Annotated in this window: 23 protein-coding genes; 14 read left to right on the top strand and 9 right to left on the bottom strand. The window is 63.1% G+C overall.

Annotated elements, in window-relative coordinates:
* The 3 genes from hemW to rph all read right to left on the bottom strand — a co-directional run.
* On the bottom strand, nucleotides 1-1004 hold a 1004-nt coding region (gene hemW / locus M6D32_RS07650), incomplete at its 3' end, for a radical SAM family heme chaperone HemW (protein WP_298254949.1).
* Complete coding sequence (gene rdgB, locus M6D32_RS07645; RefSeq protein ID WP_298254948.1) at nucleotides 997-1626, bottom strand: RdgB/HAM1 family non-canonical purine NTP pyrophosphatase; 630 nt, start codon at nucleotides 1624-1626, stop codon at nucleotides 997-999. The genes rdgB and hemW, both read right to left, overlap by 8 nt.
* A gap of 53 nt (nucleotides 1627-1679) precedes the next feature.
* Nucleotides 1680-2393, bottom strand: a complete 714-nt coding sequence (gene rph, locus M6D32_RS07640; protein ID WP_298254946.1) for a ribonuclease PH — start codon at nucleotides 2391-2393, stop codon at nucleotides 1680-1682.
* Nucleotides 2394-2537: 144 nt separating this feature from the next.
* Between rph and hrcA the strand changes: the two genes are divergently transcribed.
* On the top strand, nucleotides 2538-3626 hold the full coding sequence (gene hrcA / locus M6D32_RS07635; RefSeq protein WP_298254944.1) for a heat-inducible transcriptional repressor HrcA: 1089 nt from the start codon (nucleotides 2538-2540) through the stop codon (nucleotides 3624-3626).
* A 115-nt stretch (nucleotides 3627-3741) separates the two neighbouring features.
* The gene (gene grpE, locus M6D32_RS07630) at nucleotides 3742-4362 is read left to right on the top strand and encodes a nucleotide exchange factor GrpE (protein WP_298254942.1); all 621 of its coding nucleotides are present in this window, start codon (nucleotides 3742-3744) and stop codon (nucleotides 4360-4362) included.
* Nucleotides 4363-4510: 148 nt separating this feature from the next.
* Here grpE and M6D32_RS07625 read toward each other — a convergent pair whose 3' ends face one another.
* From M6D32_RS07625 to M6D32_RS07615, 3 genes are all read right to left on the bottom strand, one after another.
* On the bottom strand, nucleotides 4511-4792 hold the full coding sequence (locus M6D32_RS07625) for a helix-turn-helix transcriptional regulator (RefSeq protein ID WP_298254941.1): 282 nt from the start codon (nucleotides 4790-4792) through the stop codon (nucleotides 4511-4513).
* The gene (locus tag M6D32_RS07620; protein ID WP_298254939.1) at nucleotides 4789-5076 is read right to left on the bottom strand and encodes a type II toxin-antitoxin system RelE/ParE family toxin; all 288 of its coding nucleotides are present in this window, start codon (nucleotides 5074-5076) and stop codon (nucleotides 4789-4791) included. The genes M6D32_RS07625 and M6D32_RS07620 overlap by 4 nt, the downstream gene beginning before the upstream one ends.
* Before the next feature lie 78 nt (nucleotides 5077-5154).
* On the bottom strand, nucleotides 5155-6090 hold the full coding sequence (locus M6D32_RS07615) for a hypothetical protein (RefSeq protein WP_298254938.1): 936 nt from the start codon (nucleotides 6088-6090) through the stop codon (nucleotides 5155-5157).
* Between the two features lie 344 nt (nucleotides 6091-6434).
* Here M6D32_RS07615 and dnaK point away from each other — a divergent pair, with 344 nt between their 5' ends.
* The 9 genes from dnaK to M6D32_RS07570 all read left to right on the top strand — a co-directional run bounded on the left by dnaK (nucleotide 6435) and on the right by M6D32_RS07570 (nucleotide 14266).
* Nucleotides 6435-8336: a molecular chaperone DnaK gene (gene dnaK, locus M6D32_RS07610; protein WP_298254936.1), complete on the top strand. Its 1902-nt coding sequence runs from the start codon at nucleotides 6435-6437 to the stop codon at nucleotides 8334-8336.
* A 136-nt stretch (nucleotides 8337-8472) separates the two neighbouring features.
* Nucleotides 8473-9600 carry a molecular chaperone DnaJ gene (gene dnaJ, locus M6D32_RS07605; protein WP_298254935.1) on the top strand — a complete coding sequence of 376 codons (1128 nt, stop codon included), beginning with the start codon at nucleotides 8473-8475 and terminating at the stop codon, nucleotides 9598-9600.
* A gap of 348 nt (nucleotides 9601-9948) precedes the next feature.
* Complete coding sequence (locus M6D32_RS07600; protein WP_298254932.1) at nucleotides 9949-10551, top strand: rRNA adenine N-6-methyltransferase family protein; 603 nt, start codon at nucleotides 9949-9951, stop codon at nucleotides 10549-10551.
* Between the two features lie 41 nt (nucleotides 10552-10592).
* On the top strand, nucleotides 10593-11171 hold the full coding sequence (locus M6D32_RS07595; protein ID WP_298254930.1) for an NAD(P)H-dependent oxidoreductase: 579 nt from the start codon (nucleotides 10593-10595) through the stop codon (nucleotides 11169-11171).
* Between the two features lie 6 nt (nucleotides 11172-11177).
* Entirely contained in the window at nucleotides 11178-11885 is a 708-nt protein-coding gene (pyrF, locus tag M6D32_RS07590) for an orotidine-5'-phosphate decarboxylase (RefSeq protein WP_298254928.1), read from the top strand.
* A 22-nt stretch (nucleotides 11886-11907) separates the two neighbouring features.
* The gene (locus M6D32_RS07585; protein ID WP_298254926.1) at nucleotides 11908-12216 is read left to right on the top strand and encodes a DUF1330 domain-containing protein; all 309 of its coding nucleotides are present in this window, start codon (nucleotides 11908-11910) and stop codon (nucleotides 12214-12216) included.
* A 62-nt stretch (nucleotides 12217-12278) separates the two neighbouring features.
* The gene (gene dapB / locus M6D32_RS07580; protein ID WP_298254924.1) at nucleotides 12279-13094 is read left to right on the top strand and encodes a 4-hydroxy-tetrahydrodipicolinate reductase; all 816 of its coding nucleotides are present in this window, start codon (nucleotides 12279-12281) and stop codon (nucleotides 13092-13094) included.
* 24 nt (nucleotides 13095-13118) lie between these two features.
* Nucleotides 13119-13739 (top strand): 2,3-bisphosphoglycerate-dependent phosphoglycerate mutase, encoded by a 621-nt coding sequence (locus M6D32_RS07575; RefSeq protein ID WP_298254923.1) that lies wholly within the window; start codon nucleotides 13119-13121, stop codon nucleotides 13737-13739.
* Nucleotides 13736-14266, top strand: a complete 531-nt coding sequence (locus M6D32_RS07570) for a GNAT family N-acetyltransferase (protein ID WP_298254921.1) — start codon at nucleotides 13736-13738, stop codon at nucleotides 14264-14266. The genes M6D32_RS07575 and M6D32_RS07570 overlap by 4 nt, the downstream gene beginning before the upstream one ends.
* 9 nt (nucleotides 14267-14275) lie before the next feature.
* Here M6D32_RS07570 and M6D32_RS07565 read toward each other — a convergent pair whose 3' ends face one another.
* From M6D32_RS07565 to M6D32_RS07555, 3 genes are all read right to left on the bottom strand, one after another.
* Complete coding sequence (locus tag M6D32_RS07565) at nucleotides 14276-14671, bottom strand: hypothetical protein (protein WP_298254919.1); 396 nt, start codon at nucleotides 14669-14671, stop codon at nucleotides 14276-14278.
* Between the two features lie 733 nt (nucleotides 14672-15404).
* Complete coding sequence (locus M6D32_RS07560) at nucleotides 15405-16301, bottom strand: bifunctional helix-turn-helix domain-containing protein/methylated-DNA--[protein]-cysteine S-methyltransferase (protein ID WP_298254917.1); 897 nt, start codon at nucleotides 16299-16301, stop codon at nucleotides 15405-15407.
* Between the two features lie 80 nt (nucleotides 16302-16381).
* The gene (locus tag M6D32_RS07555; protein WP_298254915.1) at nucleotides 16382-16897 is read right to left on the bottom strand and encodes a DUF2244 domain-containing protein; all 516 of its coding nucleotides are present in this window, start codon (nucleotides 16895-16897) and stop codon (nucleotides 16382-16384) included.
* A gap of 27 nt (nucleotides 16898-16924) precedes the next feature.
* Between M6D32_RS07555 and nth the strand changes: the two genes are divergently transcribed.
* The 3 genes from nth to M6D32_RS07540 all read left to right on the top strand — a co-directional run bounded on the left by nth (nucleotide 16925) and on the right by M6D32_RS07540 (nucleotide 19975).
* On the top strand, nucleotides 16925-17704 hold the full coding sequence (nth, locus tag M6D32_RS07550; protein WP_298254912.1) for an endonuclease III: 780 nt from the start codon (nucleotides 16925-16927) through the stop codon (nucleotides 17702-17704).
* A gap of 127 nt (nucleotides 17705-17831) precedes the next feature.
* The gene (locus M6D32_RS07545; protein WP_298254910.1) at nucleotides 17832-19040 is read left to right on the top strand and encodes an ABC transporter substrate-binding protein; all 1209 of its coding nucleotides are present in this window, start codon (nucleotides 17832-17834) and stop codon (nucleotides 19038-19040) included.
* Between the two features lie 257 nt (nucleotides 19041-19297).
* Nucleotides 19298-19975 (top strand): isochorismatase family cysteine hydrolase, encoded by a 678-nt coding sequence (locus tag M6D32_RS07540; protein WP_298254908.1) that lies wholly within the window; start codon nucleotides 19298-19300, stop codon nucleotides 19973-19975.
* The last annotated feature ends 33 nt before the right edge of the window (nucleotides 19976-20008 follow it).

Here is a 20008-nt window from a genome sequence, read left to right as displayed (position 1 = left end):
TAGCGGCGCGGATCGATTCCTTCGGCCAGACGCAGTCCCATCAGCAGGAATTCGTCGGCGCGCTCCTCGCTGTTGAGGACATCGTCGACCACGACGCCATGGCCGTTGCTCTCGGCCCGCATCAGCCACGCCTCGGGACGCTTCTCGGTCGAGGTCGCGTGCCGCACGCCGTCGATATCGAGACGGCCATGCGCGCCGGGGCCTACGCCTGCATATTCCTGGCCGCGCCAGTAGACGAGATTGTGCCGGCATTCGGCGCCGCGGCGCGCGTGGTTTGAGATTTCGTAGGCATTCAGCCCGTGGTGATCGCAGACTTCCTGCGTCACGTCGTAGAGCGTGCGCGCCAGCGCCTCGTTCGGCGTCTTGAGCTTGCCCGCCGCATGCAGGCCGAAAAACGGCGTGCCTTCCTCGATCGTCAGCTGGTAGAGCGACAGATGCTCGGCGGCTTCGCCAATCGCGAGGTTGAGTTCGCTGGTCCAGGCCTCCGCCGTCTGGTCGGGACGCGCATAGATCAGGTCGAACGAATAGCGCTCGAACGAACGGCGCGCGATCGCGACCGCATCGAGCGCTTCGCGCGCGCTGTGCATTCGTCCGAGCATTTTCAGCGAAGCATCGTCCAGCGCCTGCACGCCGAGCGAAACGCGGTTGACGCCGGCTGCGCGATAGCCGGCGAAGCGCGTCGCCTCGACGCTGGTCGGATTGGCCTCCAGCGTCACCTCGGCATCCACCGCCACGCGCCAATGCTTGCCGATCGCATCGAGGACCGCCGCGACCGTCTGCGGCTGCATCAGGGACGGCGTGCCGCCGCCGAGAAAGATCGACGTCACCTCGCGCCCCGGCGCGCGGCTCGCTGTGGTTTCGATCTCGCGGGTAAAGGCACGGATAAAGCGATCCTCGTCGATCGCGGCATGGCGGACATGGCTGTTGAAATCGCAATAGGGGCACTTCGACAGGCAGAACGGCCAATGCACGTAAACGCCGAAGGCTTCTTTTTGGCTAACCAAAGCAGCGCTCCGCCAGTTTGACGAAGGCGCGGGCGCGGTGCGACAGGCCCATGCCGAGCGGCGGCAGGCCGTGCTTTTCGATCGAGGTCATCTGGCCGAAGGTGCGGTCGTGACCGTCGGGCAAAAACATCGGATCGTAGCCGAAGCCGGCGTCGCCGCGCGGCGGCCAGACGAGCGTGCCATCGACGCGCGCCTCGACTTCCTCGACGTGCCCGTCGGGCCAGGCGACGCAGAGCGCGGAGACGAAATGCGCCTTCCGCTTTCCTGGTTCAGCCGCGCCACGCTCGATCAGCAGGCGTTCGATCCGGGTCATCGCGGCGTTGAAATCCTTCGACGGTCCGGCCCAGCGCGCCGAATAAATTCCGGGCGCGCCGTCGAGCGCATCGACCGCGAGGCCGGAGTCATCGGCGAACGCCGGCAGCCTTGCCACCGTCGCAGCCGCCACTGCCTTGATCCTCGCATTCGCTGCAAAACTGTCGCCGGTTTCTTCCGGTTCGGCGAGGTCGAGTTCGGCCGCCGAGATCGCCGTGACCCCGTGAGGCGCAAGCAGCTCGCGCATCTCGGCAAGCTTGCCGGGATTATGGGTCGCGATCACAAGCTGGCCACTGATGCGGCGGGGCATTCTCATCTTCCGGATTTAACCTGTCATGGCCGGGCATGACGACCTTTTTGAAATTACGCCACCGCCATCTTCTGCAAGTCCACAAGCCGGGCGACGCCCTTCTGCGCCAGCGCCAGCAGCGCCAGGAACTCTCCTTGCGAGAACGGCGTCTTCTCGGCCGTGCCCTGCACCTCGACGATGCGCCCGTCGCCGGTCATGACGAAATTGGCGTCGGTGTCGGCGGACGAATCCTCGGCATAATCGAGGTCGAGTACCGGCGTGCCGTTGTAGATCCCGCAGGAGATCGCGGCGACATGGTCGCGCAGCACCTCGGTCTTGATCATGTTGCGCGCCTTCATCCAGCCGATGCAGTCGGCGAGCGCGACCCAGGCGCCGGTGATCGACGCCGTCCGTGTGCCACCGTCGGCCTGCAGCACGTCGCAGTCGACCGTGATCTGACGCTCGCCCAGTGCTTCGAGGTTGAGCGTGGCGCGCAGCGAGCGGCCGATCAGGCGCTGGATCTCGACGGTGCGGCCGCTTTGCTTGCCGCTTGAAGCCTCGCGGCGGGTGCGCTCCAGGGTGGCGCGCGGCAACATGCCGTATTCAGCCGTGACCCAGCCGCGGCCCTGGCCCTTGAGCCACGGCGGCAGGCGTTCTTCCAGCGTGGCCGTCACCAGCACATGGGTATCGCCGAACTTAACGAGGCAAGACCCCTCGGCATATTTGACCACGCCGCGTTCCAGCGACACGGCGCGCAACTCATCCGGCGCACGGCAGCTTGGACGCATGAAAATCCTCCGAAAATTAACCAATTTGGTTGTCCGGCGTGCTTGTAGGTGGACGCTTGCGCAGCGGCAAGGCTTTTCCTTATGCCTGCTTGTCACCGGGCACCCGGAGGGACAAATTAGGTCGAGGGCAGCGGAGTCTTGAATTTGGCCCACCACGAACCGATCGGCCTGATCTCGTCGCATAGCGGGCTTGCCCAGCTCAACGAGCGCTCGCGCGATATTTTTCGCCAGATCGTCGAGAGCTATCTCGCCACCGGCGAGCCGGTCGGCTCGCGCAACATTTCGCGCCTGATTGCGGTTCCGCTGTCGCCGGCCTCGGTGCGCAACGTGATGTCCGATCTCGAGGCGCTCGGGCTGATCTACGCGCCGCATACCTCGGCGGGGCGGCTGCCGACCGAAGTGGGTCTGCGGTTTTTCGTCGATGCCTTGATGCAGGTCGGCGATCTCACCGAGGCCGAACGGCAATCGATCCAGACCCAGCTTGCCGCCGTCGGCCGCGCGCAGTCGGTGGAAGCAGCCCTTGGCGAGGCGCTGACCCGCCTCTCCGGTCTGACGCGCGCCGCCGCCGTGGTCTTGACCGGCAAATCCAATTCGCGCCTGAAACACATCGAATTCGTGCGGCTGGAGCCGGAGCGCGCGCTGGTGGTGCTGGTCAGCGAGGATGGCCAGGTCGAAAACCGCGTGCTGAGCCTGCCGGCGGGCGTGCCGTCCTCGGCGCTGATCGAGGCCACCAATTTCCTCAATGCACGGATCCGGGGACGCACGCTGGCCGAAGCGCGGCTCGAACTCGAAACCGCGCTGGTGCAGGCCCGCACCGAGCTCGATCAGCTGACGCAAAAGGTGATCGCGGCCGGGGTTGCCAGCTGGTCCGGCGGCGACCACGAGGACCGGCAGTTGATCGTGCGCGGTCATGCCAATCTGCTCGAAGACCTTCACGCGCTCGAAGACCTCGAGCGCGTCCGCCTTCTGTTCGACGATCTCGAGACCAAGCGCGGCGTGATCGATCTCCTGGGCCGCGCCGAGAGCGCCGAGGGCGTACGGATCTTCATCGGATCGGAGAACAAGCTGTTCTCGTTGTCCGGTTCGTCAACCATCATCGCACCGTATCGGGATGCCGCCGGCAAGATCGTCGGCGTGCTCGGGGTGATCGGGCCGACCCGGCTCAATTATGCCCGCGTGATCCCGACCGTGGATTATGCGGCGCGGATCGTCAGCCGCCTGCTGGGCGGCTGATCGGCGGCATCAGGTTTCGTCTGGACGCTTGATTTTCGGCCGCCAAAGCACGATATCCGCCCCAGCAATCCCGACCGTGAACTTATTCAGAAGACGATTTCGAGAAGGTGGCTGCATGACCGATCCGAACGGGCAGAACGACAATTCGGCCGATCCAGAGCAGGCCGCCGAGCCCGTGATTTCCAAGCCCTATATCATGCCGGATGATCCCGAGCCGGGATCGGCCGAGGCGCTTGCCAGGGAAGTCGCGGAGTGGCGCGACAAGATGCTGCGCACGCTGGCCGAAATGGAGAATCTTCGTCAGCGCACGAAGCGCGAGGTGGCCGATTCCAAGGTCTACGGCATCACCGGTTTTGCGCGCGACGTGCTCGACATTGCCGACAGTCTCCAGCGGGCGCTCGACGCGGTGCCGGTGGAAACGCGGGAACTGGCCGATCCGATGCTCAAGACGCTGATCGAAGGCGTGGTGTTGACCGAGCGCTCGCTGCTCAGTGCGCTGGAGAAAAACGGCGTCAGGAAATTCGACCCCACCGGCGAGAAGTTCAATCCGAATTTCCAGCAGGCCATGTACGAGGTTCCTGATCCGTCCGTACCTGCGGGCACCGTGGTGCAGGTGGTCCAGGCCGGCTACATGATCGGCGAGCGGATCCTGCGTCCCGCGTTGGTCGGCGTTTCCAAGGGCGGCGCAAAGGCTGCTGCGCCCGCGCCTGCCAACGGCAATGAGCGGCAGAGCTGAAGACCCCGAAAGCGGCTATTCGTTTCCACGTCATGCCCGCGCTTGTCGCGGGCATCTACTTTCTTACCTCGGGCACGAAAGACGTGGATGGCCGGGTCAAGCCCGGCCATGACGAGCTAACTAACTCCCGCTATAAGCGAAAGCCGCATCAAGCTGCCGACAGCCGCACGTGGAACTTGCTACCGGTTGCCTCGGCATAGCGCAGCAGCGTCTTCGTGCCCGGTAGCGTTTGCCCACTCTCAAGCCGGGCGATCGTGGACTGGCTGGTTCCCATGCGGGCTGCCAGTTCGGCTTGCGAAAGACCGGCGCGCAGGCGAGCCCTGAGCATCTCGGCGGCAATTTCGAACTCCGGCGCCAGCGCATCGTACTCTGCCTTGACCTTCGGATTGGCCAAGAGACGAGCTTTGAGCTTTTCGAACCGGATTGTCATGTGATCTCCTTTGCGCGTTGCAGCGCCAGCTCAATCTCGGCGCGCGGCGTCTTTTGCGTCTTCTTCACGAATGCGCGAACCACGACGACCCTGCGGCCCATCGCCGTGACGTATAGCGCGCGAGCAATTCCATCGCGGCCCGTCAGTCGCAGCTCCCACAGCTTCCCCTCAAGGTGCTTGACGTGCGGCTCACTTAGACTTTCCAGTCCGACGGAGGCGATCCGTTCAGCCAACCGCAAAAAGCGCGCCTGCATGTCCGCGAGTGTCTTTCGCCGGTCCATCATGCGCACCTCCCGCCGAAAGCGGCGATGCCCGCAAATCCGTCCGGCCGGGAAAGGTCAAAGAAGCGGCGGGCGGAGACCCTACGAGCGCGGCTGAATGCTGTCGCGGACCGCACGGAATCTTGGAAAAGCCTTCTCCCATTGATCGCGCGGCGCGCTGCCGATCACGCGCAAGGCGCCCTGGCTGCCGAAGCGCAGCCACTGCACCAGCGTGACCTGGGTGTCGTTTCGCCCGCTGGTGCCATCGATCCGCGTCTCATAACCGGCCATGCTCTCGATACGAACCGGCTCGGACATGGTGATGCGCCCGGTGTGCAGGCCGGGAATGGCGCGGGCCGCCTGCTCGGCAAAGCGGGCGCGGTCGTCAGGCTCCGCGGGCGCTGACGCCATCACGCCGATCACCATGAAGGGCGCGGCCTCAAAGCCCGTGGTCTCATCGCCATCGGAGAGAAGCAGGGCGCCGGTCGCTCCCAGCGCGCGAACGTGCTTGAAGTCGCCAAGGTTGCCGACAGTGAACGGCATCAAGGAGAGTTGTTCGTCGACCGGAACTTCCTTGCGGGTCACGGCCGAGGCCAGCATCTGCCGCACTGCATCGTCGCTGTAGATCTTGGTGGCGTTCTCGGGGACCTGCACATCGACATAGCCCGAGAAGGTGCCGCCCGAGAGGATCATCGCGTAGTGGCGAACGACGCCGGAGGCGTTCTTGACGTTATCGACCGTGTAATAGGCGGTTCCGGCGCCGGTCTCGAGACTCTCCGGCTTGATGGCGCCGATCGCCGGATTGGTCTTGAAGGTATTCATCACCTCGCCATAGGCGGCGGCCGGCAACTCCGCGACCAGCACCTTGACGCTCTTGTCCTCCGTCTCGAAGCCGGTGAAGGTCTTGGCCGGGGTGAGGCCCACCAGCGGCGTCAGCCCGATCCGGGCGCCCGGGGGGAAAACCTGGTCGGCGGCGAACGCGCCCCCCATGGTGATGACGAGCCAGGCGAGGATGGAAGACAGTCGGAGATAGGACATCGGCGATTTTCTCGAGGTATGATTGAGGCCGTGGCCGAATCCCTTTGCCGGCCCGGTCGGCCTTTTAGCGGTTTTGCTGCGGCTGCGACAGCGCCATGGCGGTCCGAGCACCGGGCTTTCCCGGACCCGCCCCGGCGCGGTTCACCATAGCCCTGCCCCGAAACTATCTTTAAAGGTTGCGGGCTTTTACGGACGAAGGTTGCGCTAGCCTCCTTGCAGGGCATACGCCCCCTCCTATATGAGGCTCACCGTCGCAATATCGCGAGTTTTTGATCGTTGGGGGTCCGGATCAGGGCGCCGTCAGGGCCCAGCCGACCTGCCGCAAAAAGAAGGATATGAGGACCATGGGAAAGGTCATTGGGATCGATCTCGGCACCACGAATTCGTGCGTCGCCGTCATGGATGGCAAGAACGCTAAAGTTATCGAAAATGCCGAGGGCATGCGCACGACCCCGTCGATCGTCGCTGTTACCGATGATGGCGAGCGTCTCGTCGGCCAGCCCGCCAAGCGCCAGGCGGTCACCAATCCCGAGCGGACCTTCTTCGCGGTGAAGCGGCTGATCGGCCGCCGCTACGACGATCCGATGGTGGAAAAGGACAAGAAGCTCGTCCCCTACAAGATCGTGAAAGCGTCCAACGGCGATGCCTGGGTCGAAGCCGACGGCAAGACCTATTCGCCCTCGCAGATTTCCGCCTTCATCCTGCAGAAGATGAAGGAGACCGCCGAGGCTCACCTCGGTCAGAAGGTCGACCAGGCCGTCATCACGGTCCCCGCTTATTTCAACGACGCCCAGCGTCAGGCCACCAAGGATGCCGGCAAGATCGCCGGCCTTGAAGTGCTGCGCATCATCAACGAGCCGACCGCGGCCGCGCTCGCCTATGGTCTCGACAAGACCAAGACCGGCACCATTGCGGTATACGACCTCGGCGGCGGTACGTTCGATATTTCAATTCTCGAAATCGGCGACGGCGTGTTCGAGGTGAAGTCGACCAACGGCGACACCTTCCTCGGCGGCGAAGATTTCGACATGCGCCTGGTGAACTACCTGGCCGACGAGTTCCAGAAGGAGCAGGGCATCAACCTGCGCAACGACAAGCTTGCCCTGCAGCGTCTCAAGGAGGCTGCGGAAAAGGCCAAGATCGAGCTGTCGTCGACCACGCAGACCGAAATCAACCTGCCCTTCATCACGGCGGATCAGGCCGGGCCGAAGCATCTGACCATGAAGCTGACGCGCGCCAAGTTCGAGGCGCTGGTCGATGACCTCGTGCAGAAGACCATCGAACCCTGCCGCAAGGCGCTGAAGGATGCCGGTCTCACCGCCGGTGAGATCGGCGAAGTCGTGCTGGTCGGCGGCATGACCCGCATGCCGAAGGTGCAGGAAGTCGTGAAGCAATTGTTCGGCAAGGAGCCGCACAAGGGCGTCAACCCCGACGAAGTCGTGGCGATTGGCGCTGCAATCCAGGCCGGCGTGCTGCAGGGCGACGTCAAGGACGTGCTGCTGCTCGACGTGACCCCGCTGTCGCTCGGCATCGAGACGCTGGGCGGCGTGTTTACCCGCATCATCGACCGCAACACCACGATCCCGACCAAGAAGAGCCAGGTGTTCTCGACGGCCGAGGATAACCAGAACGCCGTCACCATCCGCGTCTTCCAGGGCGAGCGTGAAATGGCGGCCGACAACAAGATGCTCGGCCAGTTCGACCTGATGGGCATTCCGCCGGCGCCGCGCGGCATGCCGCAGATCGAGGTGACCTTCGACATTGACGCCAACGGCATCGTCAACGTGTCCGCCAAGGACAAGGCGACGGGCAAGGAACAGCAGATCCGGATTCAAGCCTCCGGCGGTCTGTCCGAAGCCGACATCGACAAGATGGTCAAGGACGCCGAGGCCAATGCGGCCGAGGACAAGAAGCGCCGCGAAGCGGTCGACGCCAAGAACCATGCCGACGCGCTGGTGCATTCCACCGAGAAAGCGCTGGCCGAGCATGGCTCGAAGGTCGCCGATACCGAACGCCGCGCCATCGAGGATGCGGTCGGCGATCTGAAGGAAGCGCTCAAGGGCGACGATGCCGAGGCCATCAAGGCCAAGAGCAACACGCTGGCGCAGGCCTCGATGAAGCTCGGCGAAGCGATGTACAAGCAGCAGGCCGAAAGCGATGCGGCCAAGGACGCTGCGAAGGATGACGTCGTCGACGCGGAATTTACCGAAGTCGACGACGACAAGAACAACAAGAAATCTGCTTAAGGCCACGATGATGACCCCCATTTCTTACGAGTACGCAAGTGGCGTCTCGAAAGAGTGGGGGTTATTTTTTCGTTAAGCCGAAGGCGGCATTGTAGGCCGCATTCCTTCGGGATGAGGATTCGGGCGGGTTTGACGGATGTCCACCAAGCGCTGTTATTACGAGACGCTGGAAGTCGAGCGGAACGCGGACGATACCAGTCTCAAATCGGCCTTTCGCAAGCTCGCGATGAAATGGCATCCCGATCGCAATCCCGGCGACGCCCAGAGCGAGATCCGGTTCAAGGAAATCAACGAGGCTTACGAAGTTCTGAAGGACGGCCAGAAGCGCGCCGCCTATGACCGCTTCGGCCACGCCGCTTTCGAGCAGGGCCACGGCGGGGCTGCGGGTTTTGGCGCCGGCTTTGCCTCTTCCTTCTCCGATATTTTCGAAGACCTGTTCGGCATGGCGGGCCAGCGCGCCCGCGGCGGCCGCGAGCGTGGCGCCGATCTGCGCTACAACATGGAAATCAGCCTGGAAGAAGCCTTCCAGGGCAAGACGGCCCAGATCGAGATTCCCGTCTCGGTCACCTGCGAAGCCTGTTCGGGCATCGGCGCCAAGGCCGGCACCAAGCCGAAGGCCTGCGGCATGTGCGGCGGGGCGGGAAGGGTGCGTCAGGCGCAGGGATTTTTCACGCTGGAGCGCACCTGTCCGGGCTGCCAGGGCCGTGGCCAGATGATCGAGGATGCCTGTCCGTCATGCTCCGGCACCGGCCGGGTGACGCGCGAGCGCACGCTCTCGGTCAACATTCCGCAAGGCGTCGAAGACGGCACACGCATTCGTCTGGCCGGCGAGGGCGAGGCAGGCGTGCGCGGCGGGCCTCCCGGCGATCTCTATATTTTCCTGTCGCTGTCGGCACACGAATTCTTCCAGCGCGATGGTGCTGATCTGCATTGCCGGGTGCCGATCTCGATGGTGACCGCAGCCCTTGGCGGAGAGTTCGAGGTGCCGACCATCGAGAAGGGCAAGACCAAGGTGAAAATACCTTCGGGAACCCAGTCGGGCCGACGCTTCCGCATTGCATCTAAGGGCATGCCGGTGCTGCGTTCGCGCCAGACCGGCGACATGTACGTCCAGGTCGTGGTCGAGACGCCTCAGAACCTGACCAGGAAGCAACAGGAATTGCTCGCCGAGTTCGAAAAATTGTCCTCTGGTGCAACCCAGCCCGAGGCCGAGGGTTTCTTTGCCAAGGTCAAGGACTTCTTCGGCAGCCGCGCCAGCACCTGAAGAGCGCCGTCGCTGCTTATGAGCGCACAAAACAATAGCGAGTGCAGCGTCTTATCGCGAAGCTGATCTGTTCTGGACCGCGCGCCGCAAGGCGCGTTTTGCTTGACCGGATGGCTGCGTCCCTATACGTGTTTATGACTATTTTCTGACATCGCCGCGAGAGCGGTCCCGCCTAGTGCTGCCTATTCGAAGTTCCTGCACGACAAGCGGCGAATTCGATACAGGAACTTCGAATAGATAAGCAGCACTAGAATCAATATGTTTGCTAGTGCCCATGACTTTCCGAAGTTCGTGAAAATGGGTGCTGAGATGGAATACGAACTTCGGAAAGTGGGCACTAGTAGCGACATGCCATTGCAATCGTCCGCGCGTGCGTTGAAAAAGCCCCTTCGTCTCGATGACGAAGTTCGTTTTCTCCGCTCGTGGATTGAAAAGCCGCTTCACATGGGAGCGGTGATGCCGTCGGGCAAATTGCTCGCGCGCACCATGGCGCAGTATGTCGACATCGATTCGCAAGGTCCTGTTGTCGAACTTGGTCCGGGCACCGGCGCGATCACCAACGCGCTGATTGAGCGTGGTGTCGACCAGAAGCGGCTGGTGCTCGTCGAATATAACCCCGGTTTCTGTGCGCTGCTGCGCGACCGCTATCCGCAGGCCAAAGTGATGCAGGCTGACGCCTATCGGCTGCGCGACGCTCTGCGAGAGGCGCTGGATGCGCCGGCCTCCGCCGTCGTGTCGGGCCTGCCGCTGGTGACCAAGCCGATGCAGATCCGGTTGCGGCTGATCCGCGACGCCTTCCTCGCGCTCGCCCCGGGATCGCCGTTCGTGCAGTTCACCTACTCGGTCGCGCCGCCGATTCCGAAATCGCTGCCCGGCGTTTCCACCGAGGCCTCCGAGCGCGTCTGGATGAACCTTCCGCCGGCCCGCGTCTGGGTGTATCGCAGAGGCTAAACCGCCCCGACCGCGTGGCGGTTTTGCGGGGCATTTAGATCATGGCTGCGTTGAAAATCCTGGTTATCCCGGGTTCGCTGCGAACCGGCTCGCTGAACGCGAAGCTTGCAGCCGCTGCCGCCCATCAATTCGCGCAAGCCGGCGCGGAAGTCACCCGCATCTCTCTCGCCGACTTCTCCCTGCCGATCTATGACGGCGACCTGCAAACGAAATCGGGCGTGCCGAAGAACGCGGTCGATCTCAAGCGCATGATCGGCAGTCATCACGGCGTGCTGTTCGTCACGCCTGAATACAATTCGTCGGTGCCGCCGCTGTTGAAGAACGCGATCGACTGGGTCAGCCGCGTGCACGATGCGCATGAGACCCGCGGCGAGGTGTTTCGCAACCGCGCTTTTGCGTTGGCGGCCGCGTCACATAGCCGGCTCGGCGGTGCCCGCGCCATGGCGGCGCTGCGGCTGATCCTGTCTGCCTGCCATGCGCTGGTCGTTCCAAACCAGCTCGCGCTTGCCTTCGCCGACGACGCCTACGACGATATGAATCGTCTGAAGAAGACGCCCGATATCGAGGCCATGGCTCTGATGGTGCAGCAACTGATCGATGTCTCGCAACGCCTGATGTGAGGTTACATGCCACTGACGATCGTTCCAAAAGACCGGCTGATCGTTTCGCTGGACTTGCCGGCTATCGAGCCGGCGGAGGCGATGATCGAGCGTCTCGGCGACAGCGTGACCTTCTACAAGATCGGCTATCAGCTGGTTTATGCCGGCGGCATGCCGCTGGCCCAAAAACTCCGCGCCATCGGCAAGAAAGTCTTCATCGATGTCAAATTGCATGACATCGGCAACACCGTGAAAAGCGGCGTCGAAAGCCTGTGCTCGCTCGGCGCGACTTTCATGACGGTGCACGCTTATCCGCAGACCATGCAGTCGGCGGTCGAGGGACGCGGCAATTCCGCGCTCAAGATTCTCGCCGTGACCGTGCTCACCTCTTACGACCAGGCGGACATGGAAGCGGCCGGCTACCGCCACGCGGTCGCCGATCTCGTCGCCATCCGCGCGCGCCAGGCCAAGGCGATCGGCGTCGACGGGCTGGTGTGCTCACCCGAGGAGGTGGCTGCGGTGCGCGAAATCGTCGGCGACCAGATGAGCCTGGTTACACCAGGCATCCGGCCCGCGGGCAGCGCGAGCGGCGATCAGAAGCGCTTCATGACGGCGTCGCGTGCGATTGCCGCCGGCGCCGACTATCTCGTCGTTGGACGGCCCATCATGGCTGCGGCGGATCCGAAGGCGGCCGCCGACGCCATTCAGGCCGAGATCGCCCAGGCGCTCGGATAAGAGGAAAAGAGGGAGACCCAACATGGCAAAAGGCTACTGGATCGCGCGCATCGATGTGCACAACCCCGAAGGCTACAAGGAATATGCGGCGCAGAACGGGCCGGTATTCGCGAAGTATGGCGGCCAGTTTCTGGTGCGCGCCGGCCGGCATGTTTCCAAGGAAGGCTCCGCGCGCACCCGCAATGTGGTGATCGAGTTCAAGGATTATGAGACCGCGATCGCCTGCTACAACTCGCCCGAATATGTGCGCCTTGTCGCGCTTCGCGCGCCCCATTCCGAGGGCGACCTCGTGATCATCGAGGGCTATGACGGCCCGCAGCCGGGCCAATAGGCGGGCATGGTCGGTTGCCGGAACACCATCCCCTCGCTACAACGGTTCTGAGAGGATGCACAATGTCCGAGATGCGTTTGATTGTTGCAGGCGCGGGCGGCCGGATGGGCCGGGCGCTGACGCGCGTGATTTCCGAGACCGAGGGAGCGGTGCTGGCTGGTGCGCTGGAGGCACCGGGGTCGGAATTGCTCGGCCAGGACGCCGGCGTGCTCGCGGGCCTGCCCGCCAATGGCGTGTTGCTGTCGGCCGACCTGTGGTCGATGTCGGCGAATGCCGACGGCATTCTCGATTTCACCGTGCCGGGCGCGACCATCGCCAATGTCGCCATCGCCGCCCAACGCGGGCTCGTCCACGTCATCGGCACGACCGGGCTGTCGGCGTCCGACGACGCGGTGATCCAGAGCGTGACCTCGCGCGCCACGGTCGTGAAGTCAGGCAATATGAGCCTCGGCATCAATTTGCTGGCTGCGCTGGTCAAGCGCGTGGCGCAATCGCTCGACGCAAGCTTCGACATCGAAATTCTCGAAATGCATCACCGCGCCAAGATCGATGCGCCCTCGGGCACGGCGTTGATGCTGGGCGAGGCGGCCGCGACGGGACGGCGGATTGCGCTTGGCGAACATTCGGCGCGCGGCCGCGATGGCGAAACCGGCGCGCGTCGGTCAGGCGATATCGGCTTCGCCTCCTTGCGCGGCGGCTCCGTCACCGGCGATCACAGCGTGATCTTTGCCGGCGCCATGGAGCGGATCGAGCTGACCCATCGCGCCGAGGACCGCACCATGTTTGCGCAAGGCGCGGTGAAGGCGGCGCTGTGGGCGCGCGACAAGAAGCCCGCGCTCTACACCATGGCCGACGTACTCGGCCTGCATAATTTCTGATCGGTTCAAAACGGAAATCCTGACATGAGCGATCGTCTTCTCGTGCTGGTGCGCCACGGCCAGAGCGAATGGAATCTGAAAAATCTCTTCACCGGCTGGAAGGACCCTGATCTGAGCGAGCAGGGTGTCGCCGAAGCCAACGAGGCCGGCCGTAAGCTCAAGGCGCAAGGCCTCGTGTTCGACATCGCCTTCACCTCGGTGCTGACGCGCGCCCAGCACACGCTTGACCTGATGCTGGACCAGCTCGGACAAACCAGGATCCCCGTTCACAGGCATCTCGCGCTGAACGAACGCGACTACGGCGATCTCTCCGGCCTCAACAAGGACGATGCGCGCAAGAAGTGGGGCGAGGATCAGGTGCTGATCTGGCGCCGTTCCTACGACGTGCCGCCGCCCGGCGGCGAAAGCCTGAAGGACACGCTGGCGCGCACGCTGCCTTATTACGTGCAGGAAATCCTGCCTTGCGTGCTGCGCGGCGAGCGCACGCTGGTCGCGGCTCACGGCAATTCGCTGCGCGCTCTGATCATGGTGCTGGAAAAGCTGTCGCCGGAGGGCATTTTGAAGCGCGAACTCGCAACCGGCGCGCCGATCATCTACCGCCTGAACGCCGACTCGACCGTCGCATCCAAGCTTGACCTCGCGTGAGCGAGAGCGTCGAGATCGTCTCGCTCGCCGCGCCGATCGGCGATCGCGCACTGGATGAACTTGGCCAGGTGCTGACCGACTGCGTCGCTGGCGGCGCCAGCGTCAGTTTCATGCCGCCCTATTCGTCGCGTGATGCGCGTGCCTTCTTTGAGAAGATCGCGAGCAACGTTGCCGCTGGAGATGTCGTGCTACTCGTGGCAATCATTGGCGGGAAAATCGTCGGCACCGTTCAACTCGGCCTCGACACGCCGCCCAACCAGCCGCATCGCGCCGACGTCAAGAAGATGCTGGTACACCGTTCAGCGCGCGGCCGCGGCGTCGGCGCGGCGTTGATGGCGGCGATCGAAGATGAGGCGCGCAAGCGCGGGCGCTGGCTGCTGGTGCTGGATACCGTGCCGGGCGAAAGCGGGCACCGGCTCTATCTGCGTGCCGGCTGGCAGCAAAGCGGCATCGTGCCCCATTATGCGCTGTTTCCTGACGGCCGGCTCTGCGACACCGCGATCATGTGGAAGCGGTTGAAAGGGTAGCGCTCTGGACTACGCAGGATGGCCGCCAAGGACCTTCCGGATCCCGTCTTCAATGGTGGAGGCGCCTAAGCCGTAAAGCAGCAGGTGAGCCTTGATGGCCCTTTCGAGCTGATCAAAATCGTGGAAATGCCAATACGCGTTTGTGAAAAAATTTATGAAGACGTCGTAACGAATCTGCAGTGTTTGAAACGGTTCGTTTACGGTGTGGGGGTTTTCAACTTTCCGGCTGCAGAGGTGAAGGCTTGGTAGAAAACGCCCTTCTGTTTGGGCGAAAAGAAAAAATCGATGATCAACCGACCAGCACAGGCGCCAGTCGTCGGTGACTGGCTTGGAGAAGAATGGCCGCTTTGCCCGTGATCTTGCCTTGTCAAATTCAAAACCAATCGATGCCGCATCACGTGACATGAGCTTCTTCGGCCGCGAGCTGCCTTCCGGACTCGGCGACTGTCTCAAACCGAGACTCATGCGCTGCCCTGCGCGCGACCCTGTCTTTGGCGAGGTTCCTTTGGCACGGGTCGATCTCGCGACGCCAGTGTGCTTCTCCTGGTTCGAACCGCGAGCTTATTTCTCTCTCCGTGCACCCATTTTCCTGGTCGCGCTGCCGTCTCAACGATTGCAGAAAAGATGAACGGTACACCTCCTTCAGCTCATCGTCGGTTATTGGAAATTGCCTGGGTCGACCGAGCTGCTCTTTCATCGCCTCCGTGACACAGTGTCGATGCGTCGCGAGCTCACTCGCGTTTGCAGCGAACGCTTCCACATACGCCTTGCGCGGCAGAAAGGCCTCGAAACCCAAATCCAGCATCGTTTCGAGAAAGCTATCCGCCCGATCTCCTAGAGCTACCCAATTGCGACAGATCGCATTGGCCTGCTCGAATGATAGTCGTGGTTTCGAACAGTCAGTTTGTCGGGCCATCGTTCACTGCTCGCGGCGCCGATGTGCTAACGCGAGCGCCAAAAGTAATGGATTGGACCACTCGGATCGATTTTGCAATCCATGACGCGGCTTGCAATAGCCGATTTCGCCCGGCGCTCCTCCCCTGGGGGACACGCCGAGATTTCCTCCCGCTTGGCTTCCTTCGGAGCAAAGCGATCCCCTCTTTTCGAGGGGAGGTTTCAAGACGATTAAGGGAAAACGCTAAGCGGCGCTCGCCACCTGCCCGGCTTCCCAGCCGATCATCGCCTGCTTGCGGGTGATGCCCCAGTGATAGCCGGTCAGCGCGCCGCTCTTGCCGAGCGCGCGATGGCAGGGCACCACAAACGAGATCGGGTTCTTGCCAACCGCCGCGCCCACCGCGCGCGAGGCTTTCGGGCTTTCGATCTTCCTGGCGATGTCCGAATAGCAGACCGCGTGGCCCATCGGGATTTTCAGCAGCGTCTCCCAGACCCGGACCTCGAAGTCGGTGCCGATCAGGGTGACACGCAGCGGCTGATCCGCCCGCCACAGCTTCTTGTCGAAGATGCGTTGGGCCAGCGGAGCGGTGGCGAGATAATCCTCGATGTAGATCGCGTGCGGCCAGCGTCTCGTCATGTCGGTCAGCGCCGCTTTCTCCCCTCCCGCATCGGCAAAGGCGAGACCGGCGAGGCCGCGGTCGCTTGCCATCACAAGCGCGGTGCCAAAGGGCGAGGGATGGAAACCGTAACGCAGTGTCATGCCGGCGCCGCCCGCTTTCCATTCGCCCGGCGACATCGCCTCATGGGTCACGAACAAGTCGTGCAGCCGGCCGGGACCGGACAGACCGGAATCGAGCGCGGCGTCGAGCACACTCGCTGAATCGCGCAACAGGCCCTTGGCGTGGTCGAGCGTGAGCGCCTGCATAAAACCTTTCGGCGTCAGCCCCGCCCAGCGGCGGAATAAATGGTGCAACTCATCCGGGGTGAGGCTTGCCGCCTCCGCCATCGCTTCGATGGTCGGTTGCGTCCGCCAGCGTTCGGAGATGAAGGCAATGGCGCGGCGCACCGAGTCGTAGTCGCGCAGCGCGGCGTTCTGGGTGCCCGGCTTGGCCAGGCGAAGGTCGTTCATGGCTGATATCATGGCGTCATTCTTGGCACGATTGATCATGCCACGGATGTAGGCTTGGGGGCTCGCGCGAACCACCCGATTCCCGACGAGATCTAGGGGATGGGATTATAGGTCGGCCCGCGCCGGGCGGCCTGCAGCGCTGCCATCAAGGCATTGGAAAAGCTTTCCTTTTCCTCGGCCCCCAAGAAGCCGCCGATGGAAATCCGCCGGCCCTTCGAGACCAGATAGAGCCGCTCGATGCCAAATTCGGCGTGCGTCTCGCGGTCGAGCCGCACCCACAGCGGATTGAAGGTGAACTCCACGATGTGGCCGCGGTGACTGATCCGCCGCACGTAAAGCTCTGACGGCGTGACGCGAATTTCCTCGCACGCTTTGGCACGGCGGAAATAGATGCGGAACGCCCAATAGATCGCGAGCGCGTCGAGGCCGAAGAAGCCGAACACGGGCCAGGCGCCCATCCAGAGGAAGGCGATGCCGGCGGCAAAGCTCACGACGCTGACAAAGGCCATCAGCACCAGAAAGCCGGTGCGGCCGAGCGAACGGTGCGGCATCAGCCGTGCCGAAAATAGCTCCGCCTCGTTGGGATTAAAACCATTGCCTGGGGTCATGACGGGTCAGTATATCCTACCCGGAAGATGTCGAAAATCACTCGCCGCGCCGTCGTCAAATCCAGGCCCAAATCCGCGACCAAGTCCAAATGGAGGACGGCAGCGTTGTCGCGCGCGGCCAAATCCGGTGCGCGGAAGAAGGCCAGTGCGCCCGCCGCGAAAAAGCCAAAACCCTGGACCGATGCCGAAGTGCGCGAGGCGTTCGAGCGCTTTCGTAAAGCGAATCCAGAGCCCAAGGGCGAACTCGAACATCTCAACCCCTTCACGCTTCTGGTCGCTGTCGTGCTGTCGGCGCAGGCAACGGACGCGGGGGTCAACCGCGCAACACGTTCCCTGTTCCTGGTTGCCGACACGCCGCAGAAGATGCTCGCGCTCGGCGAGGAGAAATTGCGCGATTACATCAAGACCGTCGGTCTCTACCGCACCAAGGCCAGAAACGTCATCGCGCTGTCGGAGAAATTGATCCGGGAATTCGGTGGCGAAGTGCCGCGCACGCGGCCTGAGATCGAGTCGTTGCCGGGCGCCGGCCGCAAGACCGCCAATGTCGTGCTCAACATGGCGTTCGGCGAACGCACCATGGCGGTGGATACGCATGTGTTTCGCGTCGGCAACCGCACGGGGCTGGCGCCAGGCAAGACGCCGCTGGAAGTCGAGCTCGGGCTCGAGCGGGTCATTCCTTCCGAATTCATGCTGCATGCGCATCACTGGCTGATCCTGCACGGGCGCTATACTTGCCTCGCACGCCAGCCGCGCTGCGCGGTCTGCCTGATCAATGATCTCTGCCGCTGGCCGGAAAAGACGATCTAGCGCTCGCGACGCCTCGGCCGCGCCGTCGCGACGACTGGGACCTTGTCCCGGAGAGCCGCCCAGCCTAGGCTCGCTCCAAAGGCGCCAAAGCCCAAAACAAGGCACGCGCGGCAAGGGGAGAGACGGCATGCGGCTACGGCTTGCGCTGGTTTCGGCGCTGTTGGTCACGGGATTGGCGGCGCACGGGGCGCGTGCGCAAATATCCGGCGACGTCGTCAAGATCGGCGTCCTCAACGATCAGACCGGCCTCTATGCCGATCTCGGCGGTCCGGGCTCGGTGGTGGCCGCAAAAATGGCGGTGGAAGATTTCGGCGGCAAGGTGCTCGGCAAGCCGATCGAGATCGTATCCGGCGATCATCAGAACAAATCCGATGTCGGTGCCGGGATTGCGCGCGAGTGGTTCGATGTCGGCAAGGTCGACATGGCGATTGGCTTCGACAACTCCTCCGTCGCGCTCGCGGTCGAGCAACTCGCCGCTGAGAAGAACCGCATCGCGATCGCAGGCGCGGTCGGCAGCACCGCCTTTACCGGCAAGTCCTGCACGCCGAACGAGGCCTCATGGGTCTACGACAGCTACGCGCTGACCACGAGTCTCGCGAAGGCGGTGGTCGCGGAAGGGCGCGACACCTGGTTCTTCCTCACGGTCGACTATGCGTTCGGGCATTCGCTGGAGGCGGATGCGAGCGCGGCGGTGAAAGCCGCCGGCGGCAAGGTGCTCGGCAGCGTGCGTCACCCGCTCAACACCGCGGATTTCAGTTCGTATTTGTTGCAGGCGCAAGCCTCCGGCGCGAAGGTCGTCGCGTTCGCCAATGGCGGCGGCGACATGGTGAACGCCACCAAGCAGGCGAACGAGTTTGGCCTGACCAAGAATCAATCCATCGTTTCGCTGCTGGTGTTCATCTCCGACGTGCACAGCATGCAGCTTCAGGCCGCCCAAGGATTGAAACTGGTGACGGCGTTCTACTGGGACCGCAACGAGGAGACCCGCGCGTGGTCGAAGCGGTTCTTCGAGAAATTCGGCCGGATGCCGACGATGCCGCAGGCGGCGGTTTATTCGGCGATCAACCACTATCTCGAATCGATCAAGGCGGCCGGCACCGATGAGGCCAAGGCCGTGATGGCGAAGATGCGCGAACTCCCGGTCAACGACTTCTACGTCAGAGGCGGACACGTGCGCGCCGACGGCCGCCTGGTGCACGACATGTACCTGGCGCAGGTGAAGTCGCCGGCCGAATCCAAGGGGCCGTGGGATTACTACAAGATTCTTTCCACCATCCCCGGCGATCAGGCGTTCCGCTCGCTTGCGGACGGCGGCTGTCCGTTGGTGAAGCGTTAGGCCGCGCGCTCATAAAATCCGGCCCAACGTCCGCTTCGGTCTGAAACCGTCCTAGTGCCGCCTATTTGAAGTTCCTGCACCGCAAGCGGCGAATTCGATCCAGGAACTTCAAATAGAAAAGCGGCACTAGAATCATAGATTTGCTAGTGCCCATAGCTTTCCGAAGTTCGTGAAAGGTGCGTGCTGAAATGCAACACGAACTTCGGAAAGTGGGCACTAGAGCGAACTTGCGGCTGAAGACTGAAAGGCAAGACCTCGTGAGCAAACCCGGGAAAGGCGTTCTCAAGGCGGAGCCCGCGCCGGTCGAACTGGATTTCGCGAAGACGGCGCTGGTCATCATCGACATGCAGCGCGATTTTCTCGAGCCGGGCGGTTTTGGCGAAACGCTCGGCAACGATGTGTCGCAGTTGTCTCGCGCCGTAAAGCCGGTGGCCGCGGTGCTTGCCGCCGCACGCGAGGCCGGCATGTTGGTCATCCATACCCGCGAGGGTCACTTGCCCGATTTGTCGGATGCACCAATCGCCAAGGTCGAACGCGGCGCGCCTTCTTTACGCATCGGCGATCCCGGCCCGATGGGACGCATTCTCATTCGCGGTGAAGCCGGGCATGACATTATCCCCGAACTCGCTCCGCGCGAGGGCGAGATCGTCATCGACAAGCCGGGCAAGGGCGCCTTCTATGCCACCGAACTTGGCGCGGTGCTGAACCGTCACGGCATCGAGAACCTCGTGGTGTGCGGCGTCACGACTGAGGTGTGCGTTCACACCACGGTGCGCGAGGGCAACGACCGCGGCTATCGCTGCGTCGTGCTGGCCGACGGCTGCGCGTCCTATTTTCCGGAATTCCATGACATCGGGCTGAAGATGATCAAGGCGCAGGGCGGCATCTTCGGCTGGGTCAGCGACAGCGGGTCGGTGATTGAAGCACTCACATAAAATGGGATGGATAGGACATTGTACGGCTGGCTA

It is taken from the genome of Bradyrhizobium sp. (genome assembly GCF_027307225.1).
Classification (GTDB): Bacteria; Pseudomonadota; Alphaproteobacteria; order Rhizobiales; family Xanthobacteraceae; genus Bradyrhizobium.
The sequence above is the reverse complement of the archived record's forward strand: the minus strand, read 5'-3'. Positions and strand labels throughout refer to the sequence as shown.